Origin of the sequence: Streptomyces sp. NBC_01750 (assembly GCF_035918095.1) — a bacterium.
GTDB lineage: Bacteria > Actinomycetota > Actinomycetes > Streptomycetales > Streptomycetaceae > Streptomyces.
On record NZ_CP109137.1, the window covers coordinates 7403232 to 7418028 of the forward strand.

The following is a 14797-nucleotide window of genomic DNA, read 5'->3' on the forward strand; positions in this document are numbered from 1 at the left end:
GTCAACGGTCGTGACGGCCACCCCGCGCTCATGGTGCTCATCCCGGGGTGCAGGGGCCGGCTCGACGCCCACCGAGACGGCGAGGCTCGCCCACGACCGGCTCTCGACATCACGCGACATCACGTGACGTCACCCACAATTGAGACCGTGTGCGCTGACCGCCGGCCGCACGCTCACTACCGTCCAGTACGAGACATGAGCCATCGCACCTCCCGCCCCGACTGTGCACCGAGAGCGGAGACCTTCCATGGCACCCATCCTCACCCTCAAGCCCGGCACCGCATGGGCCGACGCCTGGCAGCGCTGCCTGGCCGTCGCCCCCGAGTCCTTCCGTGACGACCGCGTACTGAACCTCTGGGCCGCCCAGTGGCAGGCCGACGGCCGCCCCCTGCCCGCAACCAGCCCGGTCGACGGCAGCCCTGTCGCGGGACCGCCGCGCCTGGACGAGGCAACCGCGCAGCAGGCGGTACGCGCCTCACTCGACCAGCACCGGACCTGGCGACACGTTCCTCTCAGCGAGCGCAGGGCGCGCGTCGCCGCCACCCTCGACTCCCTCACCGAACACCGCGAACTGCTCGCCCTGCTCCTGGTCTGGGAGATCGGCAAGCCGTGGCGGCTCGCACAGGCCGATGTCGACCGTGCGATCGACGGAGTGCGCTGGTACGTCGACGGTGCCGAGTCGATGCTCGATGGGCGTGCGCCTCTGCCGGGCCCGGTCTCCAACATCGCCAGCTGGAACTACCCGATGTCCGTCCTGGTCCACGCGATGCTCGCGCAGGCCCTGGCCGGGAACGCGGTGATCGCGAAGACCCCGACCGACGGCGGTGTCGCCTGCCTCACCCTGGCCTCCGCTCTCGCCGCCCGTGAAGGTATCCCGATCACCCTGGTCAGCGGCAGCGGGGGCGAGCTCTCCGAGGCCCTGGTCCGCTCCCCGGAGATCGGCTGCGTCTCCTTCGTCGGCGGCCGCGACACCGGAGCCCGTATCGCCACCGCCGTGGCCGACCTCGGCAAGCGCCACATCCTGGAACAGGAGGGCCTGAACACCTGGGGCATCTGGAACCACAGCGACTGGGACGCGCTCACCGCGGTGATCCCCAAGCTCTTCGACTACGGCAAGCAGCGGTGCACGGCGTATCCGCGCTTCGTGGTCCAGCGCGAGCTGTTCGCCGACTTCCTCGCGGCCTACCTGCCCGCCGTACGTTCCGTCCGTACGGGTCACCCGCTGGCGGTCGAGCACCCCGACGACCCGCTGCCCACCCTGGACTTCGGCCCCCTGATCAACGCGGCGAAGGCGAAGGAACTGGGCGACCAGGTCGCCGAGGCGATCGACCGCGGGGCCGTGCCCCTGCACCGGGGCACCCTGGCGGAAGGCCGTTTCCTGCCGGGCCAGGACACTTCCGCCTACCTCCCGCCGGTCACCCTCCTGGGCCCGCCGCCGTCCTCGCCACTGCACCACGCGGAACCGTTCGGCCCGGTCGACACGATCGTCCTGGTCGACACCGAGGCGGAACTGCTCGCCGCGATGAACGCCTCCAACGGCGCGCTCGTCGCGACGCTGTCGACCGACGACCCGGCGACGTACGAGCGACTCGCCCCGCAGATCCGCGCCTTCAAGGTCGGCCACGGAAAGCCGCGCTCGCGCGGTGACCGCGACGAGCTGTTCGGCGGTTTCGGGGCGTCCTGGCGGGGCGCGTTCGTCGGCGGCGAGCTACTGATCCGGGCTGTGACGGACGGCCCGGCGGGAGAGCGTCTGCCGGGCAACTTCCCCGACTACCACCTGATGGCGTGACCGCCTAGCCGATGCCCTGGCGGTCGGGCTCCAGCGCGAACGCGCGCTCGGCCGCCTCGGGCACCGTGCGCTCCACGGCCTGAACCAGCAGCGTGCGGTGCCTGAGCAGCGGCTCTCTCCGCTCCTGGGGCGTGAGCAGCAAGAGATCGTCGATCCCGGCCACCAGCCGCCGGGTCACCTGCGGATGCCCCGGCGCGTAGAGCCGTACCTCCGCCAGCCCAAGATCCACCAGATCGGTCCACCCGGGCACGTCCTGCACCAGGCGCACGTCGCCCTGCCGGTCCCGGTGCTGCACCGCCCCGAGCGGCATCCTCACCACCGCCGCCAGAAACTGCACGATCCGGTCCAGGCACTGCACGGCGGTCGTCGGATCGTTCACGGCGGGCGACAGCGCGCGCAGCGCGATGTCCGACAGCTGCCGCAGCCCGAACCCGAGATCCTGGTGAAAGGAACGTTCCACCCCCACGGACACGGCGGACCTGAGCGCCTGTCGCGGCCAACCCTCCCCGTGCACGGCCAGCACCGGCATCCCGGGCACCACGTAGTCCCCGATCCGCGGAATCAGCCGCAGCACGACGCCGTGCCGCCCGGCCACCCGTACCAACCGCGCGACGTTCACATCCCGCAGCACGCCCGCCCGCCCATGATGCGCGACCCACGCGGTCTCGGGAGCGAGCGGCGCCATGTCCTGGCCGCCGGCCGGCTGCCTGCGCAGCATATGGAAGGACTCCCGGGCGATGTGGTCGACGACCGGCCCGACCTGCATCAGCCGCAGCATGGCGCTCACATAGGCGATGAAGAGCAGCAGACTCAGCCCGACCATCGCCATGGTCAGCAGGCTCTGCACGAGCGGCACCGAGGTGACCAGCTTGGGATCGGTCTCGCTCTCGTACGAGGTCAGCACCAGCAGCGAGAACAGAAAGGTCGCCAGGAACACGGTCAGCGTCAGCTTGCTGATCCGGCTTCTGACGAAGATCCGCACGACCCGCGGGGTGAGCTGGCCACTCGCCATCTGGACGGCGACCAGCGAGATGCTGAAGACGACACCGATGAAGGTCATCATCGCGGAGCTGACCGTCGTCACGATGGTCTTGCTGTCGTCGGCGATCGAGATGAGGTCGCTGATCGCTTCGTATGCCTGCTCGCGCTGCAGATACGCGATGATCTGCGTATCCAGCGCGGAGGCCCCCCACCACAGCGCCAAGGCGCACAGCAGCCCGGCGGCCGGCGCGAACCAGAAGGTGTCCCGCAGATGCTCGCGCAGCAGCGAGAGCGCGCGGGGCGGTCGATAGCGGCGATCACTCACGCACGCGAAGGTACGTCCTGCACTGTGCCGGCGCAGGCCGCAACAGGCCGTGAGCGGGGTGCGGAGATGTGGTCGAGCCCGCCGCGAACGAGTCGGCCGCACCTCACTGACCACCGGATATACGGATGAGGGGCACCTTGAACCGCTGTTACGGCGCCAGGTTCTCCGCCACACCCGTTCGGCCCTGGTCCGAGTGGTGGTCCACTGACGCGGGTGAGCTGGGCGATGGGTGAGCCGGAATGGCCACTGGGACAGGAGTGCTATGCGGCCTGTCTGGGCCAACGTGCCCCGGCCTGCTTGACGATGCGGTCGCCGACGGCGAACGACGAGTACACCCAGGAGGCGACCTCCACGTTGATCTCCTGGCCGTGGTCGGCACGGATCGTCAACAGGTGCTCATGACGCATGCCGGAGGTCAGTATGACGTCCCGCGTCGACAGCCCAACGACCTCACCGGCGTACGCGCTCTCTACCTTCCGGCTCACTTGGCCGACGATGCCCCACAGCTCGGACGGCAGCGCCGCGGGTGCGCCCCGGGTACATCTCCTGTGTATGCCGCCCGGCCCAAGGGGAGCCGGGAACTGTTATCCGCTGCCACCCTCGGGAACCCGTGTCATGGCTGACCTGATTGGTCACACGGGAAGAGACGAGGGACGGGCCATGGCCCACGGCGGAGATGTCATCAACGAACTGACCACCGACCACCGCGAGGTGGATGACCTTTTCGACCAGATCGAACGGGCCGAGCCCGGCAGCCCGGAGCGCAGGAATCTCACGGACCAGCTGACCATCGAACTGGTCCGGCACTCCGTCGCGGAGGAGGAGTACCTGTATCCCGCGGTACGCAGGCATCTGCAGGACGGCAACACGCTCGCCGACAAGGAGATCGCCGACCACGGACGAGTCGAGGAGCTGCTCAAGGACCTGGAGGGGCGTGACGCCGCTGATCCCGAGTTCAACTACCTGCTCGCGCAACTCAGGACCGAGGTGGAAGCTCACGTCAGGGATGAGGAGACCCACCTCTTCGTCCAGCTGCAAGCCGCCTGCACGCCCGGCGAGTTGGAACGGCTCGGAGACAAGGTCCGATCGGCGAAGAGGCTCGCCCCCGCGCGACCGCGCCCGGACACTCCCGACGCGCCGCCCGCCAACAAGCTCCTTGCGCCGGGAGCCGGGCTGGTCGACCGCGTCCGCGACTTCTTCGCCCGCCGCGGCGAGTAACCGCACCGCTTGTGGGTGGGCGTCGCGGCGTAATTCAGGTGCTCGGCTCATCGGCCCCGGCTACGGTGGGCCTCGTTCAGGTGCGCAGGCTGCGGCTACTTCTCCTGTCAAGAGAGCAACGCGGGTTCGAATCCCGCCGCCGGCCCCGGCCGGTGTCGTCCAGCGGCCCAGGACGCTTACGTTGCCGCCGCCGATCTTGATCTCTGAACACCACGACGCAGGCCGTCCGCCACGGGGAACCGGGCGGACGACCTTGTCGCGCCTCGGTCAGGGCAGCAGTACGGAGGTAGCGTCGCGTCGGGTGCGGGAGTTGTGGGAGATCAGACGGTCGCGAACCGCCGCGCGGAGAACCGGTTGGCCGTGTTGAAGACGGTCCGTGAAGGTGGTGGCCGCGAGTCGAATGGTACCCCGGCCGCCGACGTTCCCCGACAGCGCGCGGAAGCGGCTCAAGGGCCCACTGCGCGCGGTTGATGAGGTCATTGCAACCAGTTGGGCCGGAAGTGACGTCATGCCAGACGTTCTGCCGCACGAACTGCCGCACGAAGGAAAGGCACACGACTATGCGACCTATCGGAGCTCGCCCGACCCGACGGACGATCCTGGCCACCGGGGCCGGGGCCGGGGCAGCTCTGGCCGCCGTATCCCGGGTAACCCCGGCGCACGCGGCCTTAGCCGCGCCCGGCGCGGCCCGGGTCACCCGGCAGTTGCGCGCCCTGGAGCGGGAGCACTCCGCCCGGCTCGGCGCCTACGCCCATGACACCGCCACGGGACGCAGGGTGGTGTACCGGGCGGACGAAAGCTTCCCCATGTGCTCCCTGTTCAAGACCATCGGCGCGGCGGCGGTCCTGCGGGACCTGGACCGCGACGGTGAGTTCCTGGCCCGCCGCATCCGCTATACCGCGAAGGATGTCAAGGACTCCGGCCACTCGCCGATCACCGGCCGGCCCGAGAACCTCGCCCACGGGATGACGGTCGCCGAGCTGTGCGCGTACTCCATCACACACAGCGACAACACCGCGGCCAACCTCCTCCTCCGCGAACTGGGCGGCCCCACCGCCATCACCCGCTTCTGCCGCTCCGTCGGAGACCCGGTCACCCGCCTCGATCGCTGGGAGCCCGAGCTGAACTCGGCGGAGCCATGGCGCGAGACGGACACCACCACACCTCGCGCCATCGGGCGGACCTACGCCCGCCTCGTCCTGGGCGACGCACTCGTCCCCTGCGACCGCCGGCTGCTCACCGACTGGCTGCTCGCCAACACCACCAGCGGTGAGCGATTCCGAGCCGGGCTTCCCGCCGACTGGAGGGTCGCCGACAAGACCGCCGGCGGCAGCTACGGCGGCAACAACAACGCCGGAATCGCTTGGCCTCCAGGCCGCCCACCGGTCGTCCTGGCCGTCATGACCACCAAGCCCGACCGGGACGCCCCCGCCGACAACCCCCTGGTCGCCAAGACGGCCGGAATTCTGGCCGCAGCTTTGAGCTGACCAGGAACCGCGACACCGGGATGCTCGGCGTCCACCTCCCAGCCGTCCAGTGGCAGAAGAGGTCAGCCGGCGACGGTCCGCCTGCGCCGCCGACGTCACGCGACCCGGCCGCGCGCAGTCCACTGGCCGCGAGGTGCTCCGGGGCGGCCGGCCTCGGCGCTCAACTCCCCTTTCAGGCCTGTATGTTCGAAGTGATCACCGTCGCGGGAGCGGGGTGGCCGCAGGAGGGCGCGGGCCTGGCGCTCTTCGCACGCTGATAGTCGGCGGAACATGGCTGATCACCGGCGGCCGACGCCAGGAAGACCGCGGGAGCGACTGACGGCCGACCCCGGCGCTCGTGCTGGAGGTACCGGAGGATCTCGGTATCCAGCGGTTGGGCCGCCAAGCACAGCGCGACGGACGGGGCCGGCCCGGTAGCCGGGGCCGACCAGAAGGTGTCCCGCGGATGCTCACGAGCTGCGAGAGCGTTCGTGCCCTCGATGGCTGCGAGCACCCATGCAGCGACGGCGGTATCACCCTTTGTGTGGGCACGGATACACACCGTGCGGAGGGGGAGGCGGCGGAGCCCGCGGGCCCCGATCGGCTCCGCTTGCCCCCACTGACCACCGGATATGCAGGTGAGGGGCACGTCGAAGCCCTGGTATTGTTGTCCACGTCGCCGCGGGAAACCGGGGCCGATCACCTAGTCCGGGTGGCGGAATGGCAGACGCGCTAGCTTGAGGTGCTAGTGCCCTTTATCGGGCGTGGGGGTTCAAGTCCCCCCTCGGACACCGACTGGTAGCCCACGGGTTGCCCCAGAGTGCTGGTTGAGATTCATCTCGACCAGCACTTTCTGTTTCCCGGAGTCGTAGGTGAGGGCGAGCCCGAGCTGCCGGTAGATCTCCGCCTTGTCCGCGGCTTCCGCTTGGCGTACGACGGCGGCCAGGTCGCTGATGGAGCGTACGAGCCGGGCGATCTCGTCACGGGGCATCCGTGAGCCGGGGCCATGGGTCGCGGTGCGCAGTTCGGCTACGGCGCGGGCTTTGCGGGCCTGTGTCTCGGCGATCCATTGGGTGACGAGGGCGGGGTCGGCGCCGGCTTCGAGCGCTGCGCGGTGGGTAGCGAGCTTGGCGTCGCAGTCGGCGATCACTGTCCGGGCGGCTTCAGCGGTACTTTTTTCATCGCTGGCGAGGGGGCGCGGCGCGGCACCGGCCATCAGGTCGATGGTGTCGTCGAGGCGGTGCGGCAGGAACACTTTGCTCAGCCAGTCGTCGAGCGGTGGGAGGATCCACGTCTCCCGCAGGTAGACGTTGCGGGGGTGCTGGATGTGGTTGGCGAGGGCGTACTCCTCAGGGAAGCGGCATCGGTAGTACGCCTCGTCGTGCGCCCAGTGCCCTTGCATTTTGCGCCCGCACACGGCGTGGGTGAGTGCACCCCGCAGGACGTAGAGGTTCTGGGTTCGTTTGACTCCGTGGGCGGGTCCGGTGCGGGTGCGGGAGGCGAGGATGTCCTGGGCCTGGGCGAAGGTCTCGTCGTCGATGAGGGGGGTGTGCGCGATGCGCTGGGAGACGAGCCATTTGTCTTTGCTGTTCCAGCGCAGCGTGGTGGTGTAGCCGAGGGTGACGTCCTCGATGTCCAGCAGACTTTCGTGTTTGTGCTGTCGGTTCCAGACCTGTCGGCCGGTGTAGCGGGGGTTGGTGAGGATCGCGCGGACGGCGCTCTTGGACCAGGCCCGTGTGTCGCGGTGCGAGTTGCGGGCCTGGTCGTGTGCGGAGGGGCTGGGGATCTGGTCGCGGGTCAGGCCTTCGGCGATGGCGAAGATCCCGAGCCCGCACAGGTACTCGGTGAAGATCCGTACGACGACGGGAGCGGCCACAGGGTCGGGTTCCAGGCCGTGCAGACGCCTGCCGGTGGCGGCCTTGCCGGGGTTGGGGTGCGGGCCCAGGTCAACGAGCCGGTAGCCGTAAGGAGGGCGTCCGCCGAGGTAGCGGCCCTCGATGAGGGTCTGCGAAGCCATGGCGGAATGCACACGGATCTTGATGCGGTTGCGCTCGCCCGTCGACATGCCGCCGAAGACGGACATGATCAGGTCGTGTGCTTCGTTGTCTGGGTCGATGGCTCCGCCGACTTCCGGCACCCACAGCATGACGCCGTAGTGAGTGAAGAGCGGGAACGTGTTACCGAACTGCGTTCCGTAGAAAGCACGTTGCGGTTCACCGATCACGACGGCGTCGAAGCCGCGCCGAGGGTCGGCCAACGCGGCCAGGAGCGCCGAGGCCCTCGGCCGCCGTTTCCAGGGCAGGGCGCGGGTCTCGCCGATGTCGAAGTATTCGGCGGTGATGATGCCCCCGATCGGCTCGATGAGGGTGCGGGCCCGGCCGAGCTGGCACAGACGCGACGCCTCGGGGTCCTGCTGGTCTTCGGTGGACACCCGCCCGTAGAAGGCGAATCTCAGGCCGCGGCCCACGGCTGCAGGTGGAACGGGCAGGGTCTGGTTCCAGGCAAGCAGCCAGGAGGGGAGGTCATCGTGGGGCGTCACCGTGGTGTTCTTCCTGTTGGTGGCCGATGTGGTCGTCCAGGGATAGCTCAGCTCTTGGAAGAGAGCCAGTCCGTGCGAGATGACGCCTCACCATGCGAAGAAGCACTGCGGCAGCCGACGGGGTCAGCTCGGGGCCCTGCCCGGGGAGGACGACCTGAAAGCCAGCGGCTGCTTCCTCGCAGTGGTGACGTGGACTCATGGGCTGGCCCCCGGGCAGCGGTCCCGCGCGATCTCCTGGCGGCCGGGAGCGCAATCGCCGGCCCTGGCCAGCAGGGTATTGAGGGCGTGGTCAGCTTGCTGGGGGACGACGCTGATGCCGAGGAGACGGAGCTGGGCAGCGCGGGAGAGTTCCGGGGTGCCGGTGACGTGACCGGTGAGGCCCATCATCCACTCGACGAATGCGGCAGACAGGCGCCGCGTGCCGGGCTGAGTGGGACAGGGTGCGGCCCTTCCGGTCACGCGCTCCCATCTGTGGATGGCGGGCCGGTAGGCGCCCCACCAGTGGGAAGGTGAGTGACGGCTGTTCGCAGGTTCATGCCGCCCTGGCGTTTCGGGGTCGTGCCCGCACCGCCGACTCCGTCGGATGAGGTCGGGGTGGGCAACAGGCGCTCGGTCTCCGTGATCGTGACGTTCGGAGCGGTGAGCGCTGCCGCTGTGGAGGCAAGGGTGAGGCTGCCGTCGCCGTGTCGCTGGTTCGGTGAGCCCTTGGCACCGTCGCTGGCTTTCGGGGTGGGCAAGAGGTGCTCTACCTCGTCGGCCAGGGTGGGGCCGTGACCTCCGGCCTTCCGTTTGTCGGGATGCTGAGAGCCGCCGTTGCGGCCCAGATTCGACGTCGGCGTCTTCAACAGCAGCTCGCAGCCGTGGTGTTGTGGGCCAGGCGGTGAGGAAGACGCGCTCGCGACGGTGCGGGGCGCCGACGTCACAGGCGCGTACGCATGTCCAGCTCGCGTCGTACCCGAGGTCGGCCAGGTCCGCGAGTAGCACGCCCAGTGCCCGCATGCAGGGTTGATCGGATAGGTCTCCCAGACACCGCGGGCAGGGTTCCAGGTGGCGAAGGGCGTGGGTTCCGGCTCGGGTGGAGAGCAGGCCGCGGACATTCTCGATCACCACCAGGCAGGGGTTGAGGGCTTCGATGGCGTCGACGACATGGCGCCACAGGCCGGATCGGGTGCCGGTGGCCAGTCCGGTGCGGGGTCCGGCGACCGAGAGGTCCTGGCAGGGGAAGCCGGCGGTGAGGACGCACACGGGCTCGGTCTGGTGCCAGTCGATGGCCTGTACATCGCCCAGGTTGGGCACCTGCCAGTGGCGGGCGAGGACTTGGGCGGCGTGTGGGTCGGTCTCGGCGTGCCAGGCGATGTGGCCGCCGAGTGCGGCCTGGACGCCCAGGTCCAGGCCGCCGACTCCGGAGAACAGGCTGCCGATCGGTAGGTCAGTGACCGCCACAGCGGCCCCTTCGGGCACAGGTGCGGGAGTGGACGGCAGCCGGGGTTGCCGGCCTGCAGGCGGCCCTGGCCGTGCACCTCGGCTCGCCCGTCGTCCATCTCGCGTCTCTCGTACCGGTGTGCTGTCCGGGTCGGGTGAAGACGAGTACGTCCTCGTGCTGGACTACCGCGAGGGGGATGCCCTGGCGGCGGGCGTCGCGGACGTTCTTCATCTGGAAGAACGACGGGCGGGCGATGAGCTGACTGTCGCGGATGCCCGCGAGGAGGGCGACGCAGCGTTCGGCGGCGATGAGTCCGGCCACCTGGCCGGCGGCGAGGACCGCGGAGGGCAGGTCGACGAGTTCGCCGCGCTCGCGCCAGGGGCGGGTGGTGACGACCACGGTGCCGCCGGGGCGCAGGACGCGTCGGCACTGGGTGAGGATCTCGGTGAAGGCGTCCAGGAGCCGGTCGGTGGAGACGTGGGCCAGGTTGGAGGGGTCGTGGCTGTAGCGGTAGTCCTTCTTGAGCACGCCGCGCTCGCCGGTCTCGCGAGTGGAGCGGACCTGTCCGTGCACCGAGTTGCCGTACGGCGGTGAGGTGACGACGAGGGCGATCTTGCCGTGGTGGCGTTCGTCGATGAGCTCGGTGAGTCGGCGGGCGTCGCCGCACGCGACGTGTCCGCTGCCGCGTCCGGTTGCCTGCAGGGTGTGGATGACGTTGTCGCGGGCCACGTCGGCCCAGCGCGCCTCGTACTCGGTACCGAGGGCGTGACGGCCAAGGCGGATGGCCTCGACGAGGGTGGTGCCGATGCCGCACATGGGGTCCAGGACCAGGTCCCCGGGGCGGGAGTAGGCGGTGATGGCGTGGGCGGCGATCTGCGGGAGCATCTTGGCGGGGTGGGCGGCGGAGCCAGGCACGTAGCGGTCAGCGCGCTGGGCGGGAGCGGAGGTGGGGGCGGTGTTCCACACCGAGAGGGGGGAGGGCACGACGGTTCTCCTCTGCCTTGGCCTACGCGTGGGTGATCGCGGACAGGGGAACGCCGACTGCGCCGCATGACCGACCACTTCACCGCCGACGAACTCCCCAAGGGGGCGGGGGTGCGTGACGCGCGCATGAAAGGCAAGAAGCTCACGCTCGGCCAGTACCCGGCTGTCCTGAACGACGCCGCCTGCTGGGTCAAGCTGAGATGGCCGTACGAGCAGCAGGACATGGTCCACCGTGTCACGGTCGTCAAGGACTACCGCAACGAGCTGGCCCACTGGGATGTTGACGCTCCCGAGGAGAAGACCGAAGCCCTCGCCGCAACAAAGCAGCTTCTCAACCTACTCAAGCTGATCGACCACGATCCGCTGCCCTGACCACACACACGTGGCCGGATTCCTGTCAATAGGCGCTGAACCTCATTGCGTATGCAACATGCTTTCGATACACATGAGTTCTGCGCAGTGGGGCGCGCGGGGCACTTGTGCACACAGCGACGGATGCCCGGCCGCTACGCATACGACGATTCGGGGGTGGGTGCATGAAGTTCGACATGGGCAGTACGACGCTGTCCGACCTCGGCAAGGCCACGGAGGGGTCCGGTACTGATCTGGGCACGCTGATCCGGCAGTTGATCGCGGCGGCGGAGCCGCTGGAGGGGAAGTTCAACGGGGCCGGGAAGGTCGCGTTCGACACCTTCAAGATTCATGCGGACGAGATCACTGCGGATCTGAACGGTTCGCTGCACGACATCCTTGGCGGGCAGTCCGGCATGAACACCGCGTTCGGCACCGGCGACCAGGAGCAAGAGTCCAACGCCCACCAGAGCATGGCTGGGGCGAATTTCGACGCGGCCCGGTTCTCCGGGCGATAGGGGGATTAAGCATGGGGCAGAACCTGGACCGGCTCAGCTACGACACCGGCGCCTCCACCGAGGTGCAGGGCGGGCTGCACGGGATCGTCGGGCAGCTGGAGGCCGTGCTAGGCGATCGGGACCGTGCGGTGAAGGCCGCGATGACCGAGTTCCAGGCCGACGGGGTCTCCGACGAGTACCACGGCAAGGAAATCCGCTGGAACAAGGCGGCGCACCAGGTACGGGAGATCATCCGACTCGTACGCACGACGCTGGAGCAGAACGACGGCACGGCGCAGTCGACGCTGGCCAAGGCCAAGGCTGCGGTCGACGCCATCGGCTGACCGAATCGGCGGGCGAGGGTAACGGGGGCAGAACAGCAAATGGGGGATTGGCATGTCGGGGTGGGACATCTCGCCGTCCGGGGTCTCGTCGGTGACGTCGCTGGTCGGGCTGGCGATGGACGACGTGGCCAAGAGCGCCAAGTCGTACGGGACGAACATCGACAGCGCGGCAAGCTCGGCGGGCACGATAAGTGAGGCGTACTGCGGGCCGACGCCGACCGGTCCGATCGGGGCGGCACTGGCGCTGTTCGTCGAGAAGACGGCTGTCGATGTGCTGTTTCTCGGGGCGCGTGCGGCGAAGTCCGTGAACGGCGCGCGTGAGGCCACCGCGTACTACGTTGCTGGGGATCTTGAGCATGCCGCGAACGCGGAGCATCTCGCCCTGGCCGCGCCGGAGGTCAAACTGCCCAAGCCGGATGGCTCGCAGGGCGGGAAGAAGTAGCGATGATCGAGCCGTCTGGCATACCCCAGTTCGTCGGCAACCTCGACCAGCTGGAGAAGGACGTCTCCGCACTGCGCAGTGATGCCATCGGCGTCCGCAACGGCGGCAAGGACGTGCATTCCCGCTTTCAGGCACTGGCCGGCGTCTACAAGGCGCCCGAGGACACCCAGCTGTTCGACACCACACGTCCGGTCATGGACAAGGCCGAGGCGTTCGCGACGAAGCTGGAGACGGTGGCCGACGCACTGGACACCTTCTCCATCGAGGCCCGGCCGCTGGCCAAGCAGCTGGCCCATCTCAAGGCGGATGCCCTCGCGTTCGTCGACAGTGTCGCGGGCGACGACGACTGGACGTACGACGAGGACAAGATCGACCGCCATCAGAAGCTCATCGATGGCGTGAGCGCTGCGGAGAGCGCTTTTCGGGACGCCGAGCGCAGAGCCGCCGGCAAGATCTCGGCGCTCGTGGGCGGTCCGCGGTTCGTGGTCGACGACGGCAGCCACACCGTCAACGACAAGTCGGTGATGTACGGCTACGGCCTCGAAGCCCTCAAGCATGCAAAGGAACTGCCCTGGGGCACGCCCGAATCCGAGTCCCACCACGCCTGGGAGGTCGGTTACTGGGCCAAGAGCTACGTGTGGGACGGGCTGGTCGTCGACAACATCTGGGGCGGCATCAAGGGCCTGGGGACCCTGGTCGGTATAGGCCCGGAAGACACCAGCGACGCCTGGGGCCACATCTGGGACATGGTCGGGGGCATCGGCCAGTACACCGCCAAGCCCTACGACTGGGTCATGGACCATACGATCGGCCCGGACGAGGAGAGCGCTGACGAGGTCCGGCAGAAGCACGCTGCCAAGGATTTCGGCAAGGGCCTGGTCGCCTGGGACATGTGGGGCGAGAACCCCGCCCGCGCGTCGGCGACCGTCACCTTCAACCTCCTCACCCTGGGCGCGGGGCCGGCCGCAGTGGCGGCCAAGGGAGGCGAGGCCGGCGCGCTCGCCAAGGCAGCCGGTACGGCCTCCAAGGTCGGCACCTACCTAGACCCGCTCTCAGCTGGTCTCACGGTCGGGGGGAAGGCGATCAGTGCTCTGCCCAAGCTGTCCGAGGTCACGGCCGGGATCCGTAACGTCTTCGACACCACCGCCAGCTCGCAGCGTCTGCACAGCGTCATCGAACTCCCCGACGGCTCCAAAGTCCTCATCAAGGACGGCAAGTTCATCCCCGTCGGCGCCGACGGGAAGGTCAACACGGCGGCGCCGCATGCGGAGAAGCCAGCCGACATGGCAACGACACCGGAGACCAACCCCACACGCAGAGAACCCGCTGTCGTCGGCGCTCACGCGCACGGCGCCACCCCCCAGACGCATGGCCCCCTCCCGCCTCCAGCCGCCCATGAGAGCGGCGCCGTGCGCCCTCGCAGCGGCGGCACGGCCGGTCAGTCGGAGCACGGTGGGCGCGGGTGGACGACCGACAGCCCCGCGGGTACGTCTGGGCGTGGTGGTTCGGGAGGGGGACACGGTTCAGCCCACGACGGTACCGGCGGCGAGCGCGAATTCACCGCTGCGGAACGCAAGCGGATCCAGGACGAGCACATCCGGAAGGCTAACGAAGACCCTGCCTGGTTGAAGGAGCACTACGACACCCTCGGTCGACGGAAGCCCAACGTCGGGCTGGTGGAAGGGGTTGAGCTCCCTCAGCTCGTGAAAGATCCGCAGGGACGCTGGATCGCCAAACACAATATGCCGAGCGGCCCGTCCGAAGTCCGGTTCGGTGCGAAGCCGCTCGCGCGAGGCACTGCGCCGGATGACGTTCTGCCCACGCTCGACAGATCGGCGGCGAATCGTCAGGTCTATCGGGACCTCATGAACGCGCAGAAGGCGTTTGAGTCGACGCCCTCCGCGCCCCATCAGGAGGCCCTCACCGCTGCTCAAGATGCGTACGCCAAGCAGCTTGGTGATGTACCGCCCAACAGTAAGATCTCCGAGGAACTGGGCGAGCGAGCCTCCAGGCTCCACGCGATTCCGCACGAGTTCCCGGGCGCCACGGTAATTGAGCTTCCGAAGACGCCCAACGGGGCCAATATGTTCGACGGGGCGTACAGGATCGAGGACGATGGAATCCTGATCGTCGAGGACAAGGCGCCTGGGAACGACCTCGACTGGCGTCAGGGGCGCGCCGACCCCGAGGACCCCGTCCATCCGCACCTCGGTGACGACGGCGGAGCTGCGGGCATGAGGGTGAAGCAGGGGACGCTTCTGTACCTGCGGACCATCATGGCCGAGATGACGAAACGTGGCGGTCGTGATGCCGTGCTTGCGCGGGAGTTCCGGAATGCACTGAAGGCAGGGAAGTTGAAGTATGTCTTGGTCAAGGCTAAGGAGCCCGACGGTTCCCTCTATGCTGGCGCTGTAGTGGAACATATGCACATCTACTGA

At 68.7% G+C, this 14797-nt stretch carries 13 protein-coding genes, 1 tRNA gene and 1 pseudogene; 9 read left to right on the forward strand and 6 right to left on the reverse strand.

Features of this window, described 5'->3' with window-relative positions:
* Positions 1–247 precede the first annotated feature (247 nt).
* Positions 248–1789 (forward strand): aldehyde dehydrogenase family protein, encoded by a 1542-nt coding sequence (locus OG966_RS33420; protein ID WP_326653769.1) that lies wholly within the window; start codon positions 248–250, stop codon positions 1787–1789.
* A gap of 4 nt (positions 1790–1793) precedes the next feature.
* On the opposite strand, the gene OG966_RS33425 is transcribed toward OG966_RS33420, so the two are convergent.
* Together OG966_RS33425 and OG966_RS33430 are read right to left on the reverse strand one after the other, a co-directional pair.
* Positions 1794–3095: a DUF2254 domain-containing protein gene (locus OG966_RS33425; protein WP_326653770.1), complete on the reverse strand. Its 1302-nt coding sequence runs from the start codon at positions 3093–3095 to the stop codon at positions 1794–1796.
* 260 nt (positions 3096–3355) lie between these two features.
* Positions 3356–3580 carry a DUF7489 domain-containing protein gene (locus OG966_RS33430; protein WP_326653771.1) on the reverse strand — a complete coding sequence of 75 codons (225 nt, stop codon included), beginning with the start codon at positions 3578–3580 and terminating at the stop codon, positions 3356–3358.
* A 175-nt stretch (positions 3581–3755) separates the two neighbouring features.
* On the opposite strand from OG966_RS33430, the gene OG966_RS33435 reads away from it, so the two are divergent.
* From OG966_RS33435 to OG966_RS33445, 3 genes are all read left to right on the forward strand, one after another.
* Entirely contained in the window at positions 3756–4313 is a 558-nt protein-coding gene (locus tag OG966_RS33435) for a hemerythrin domain-containing protein (RefSeq protein WP_326655482.1), read from the forward strand.
* A gap of 560 nt (positions 4314–4873) precedes the next feature.
* Entirely contained in the window at positions 4874–5800 is a 927-nt protein-coding gene (gene bla, locus OG966_RS33440) for a class A beta-lactamase (protein ID WP_326653773.1), read from the forward strand.
* A 685-nt stretch (positions 5801–6485) separates the two neighbouring features.
* Positions 6486–6570, forward strand: a tRNA-Leu gene (locus OG966_RS33445).
* Here the strand turns inward: OG966_RS33445 and OG966_RS33450 are convergent.
* The 4 genes and pseudogenes from OG966_RS33450 to OG966_RS33465 all read right to left on the reverse strand — a co-directional run bounded on the left by OG966_RS33450 (position 6552) and on the right by OG966_RS33465 (position 10725).
* The gene (locus OG966_RS33450; protein WP_326653774.1) at positions 6552–8318 is read right to left on the reverse strand and encodes a recombinase family protein; all 1767 of its coding nucleotides are present in this window, start codon (positions 8316–8318) and stop codon (positions 6552–6554) included. The two genes, OG966_RS33445 and OG966_RS33450, sit on opposite strands and share 19 nt — an antisense overlap.
* A gap of 195 nt (positions 8319–8513) precedes the next feature.
* Positions 8514–8777, reverse strand: coding sequence for a hypothetical protein (locus OG966_RS33455; protein ID WP_326653775.1), 264 nt, complete (start codon positions 8775–8777; stop codon positions 8514–8516).
* A gap of 474 nt (positions 8778–9251) precedes the next feature.
* Positions 9252–9779 (reverse strand): annotated as a pseudogene (locus tag OG966_RS40990) (DNA cytosine methyltransferase); the annotation flags it as partial.
* Positions 9748–10725: a TRM11 family SAM-dependent methyltransferase gene (locus tag OG966_RS33465; RefSeq protein ID WP_326653777.1), complete on the reverse strand. Its 978-nt coding sequence runs from the start codon at positions 10723–10725 to the stop codon at positions 9748–9750. The pseudogene OG966_RS40990 and the gene OG966_RS33465, both read right to left, overlap by 32 nt.
* A gap of 66 nt (positions 10726–10791) precedes the next feature.
* Here OG966_RS33465 and OG966_RS33470 point away from each other — a divergent pair, with 66 nt between their 5' ends.
* The 5 genes from OG966_RS33470 (at position 10792) to OG966_RS33490 (ending at position 14797) form a co-directional block, all read left to right on the forward strand.
* Positions 10792–11097, forward strand: a complete 306-nt coding sequence (locus tag OG966_RS33470) for a hypothetical protein (protein ID WP_326653778.1) — start codon at positions 10792–10794, stop codon at positions 11095–11097.
* Positions 11098–11261: 164 nt separating this feature from the next.
* Positions 11262–11594, forward strand: a complete 333-nt coding sequence (locus OG966_RS33475) for a hypothetical protein (protein ID WP_326653779.1) — start codon at positions 11262–11264, stop codon at positions 11592–11594.
* 11 nt (positions 11595–11605) lie between these two features.
* Positions 11606–11917, forward strand: coding sequence for a pore-forming ESAT-6 family protein (locus tag OG966_RS33480; protein ID WP_326653780.1), 312 nt, complete (start codon positions 11606–11608; stop codon positions 11915–11917).
* 52 nt (positions 11918–11969) lie between these two features.
* The gene (locus OG966_RS33485; RefSeq protein WP_326653781.1) at positions 11970–12359 is read left to right on the forward strand and encodes a DUF6507 family protein; all 390 of its coding nucleotides are present in this window, start codon (positions 11970–11972) and stop codon (positions 12357–12359) included.
* Positions 12360–12361: 2 nt separating this feature from the next.
* Entirely contained in the window at positions 12362–14797 is a 2436-nt protein-coding gene (locus OG966_RS33490) for a hypothetical protein (RefSeq protein WP_326653782.1), read from the forward strand.

Excerpts from the sequence above, each read along its gene's own strand:
- OG966_RS33490 (WP_326653782.1), top strand. The coding sequence starts at position 12,362 with ATGATCGAGCCGTCTGGCATACCCCAGTTCGTCGGCAACCTCGACCAG.
- OG966_RS33420 (WP_326653769.1), top strand. The coding sequence starts at position 248 with ATGGCACCCATCCTCACCCTCAAGCCCGGCACCGCATGGGCCGACGCC.
- OG966_RS33435 (WP_326655482.1), top strand. The coding sequence starts at position 3,756 with ATGGCCCACGGCGGAGATGTCATCAACGAACTGACCACCGACCACCGC.
- OG966_RS33470 (WP_326653778.1), top strand. The coding sequence starts at position 10,792 with ATGACCGACCACTTCACCGCCGACGAACTCCCCAAGGGGGCGGGGGTG.
- OG966_RS33480 (WP_326653780.1), top strand. The coding sequence starts at position 11,606 with ATGGGGCAGAACCTGGACCGGCTCAGCTACGACACCGGCGCCTCCACC.
- bla (WP_326653773.1), top strand. The coding sequence starts at position 4,874 with ATGCGACCTATCGGAGCTCGCCCGACCCGACGGACGATCCTGGCCACC.
- OG966_RS33475 (WP_326653779.1), top strand. The coding sequence starts at position 11,262 with ATGAAGTTCGACATGGGCAGTACGACGCTGTCCGACCTCGGCAAGGCC.
- OG966_RS33485 (WP_326653781.1), top strand. The coding sequence starts at position 11,970 with ATGTCGGGGTGGGACATCTCGCCGTCCGGGGTCTCGTCGGTGACGTCG.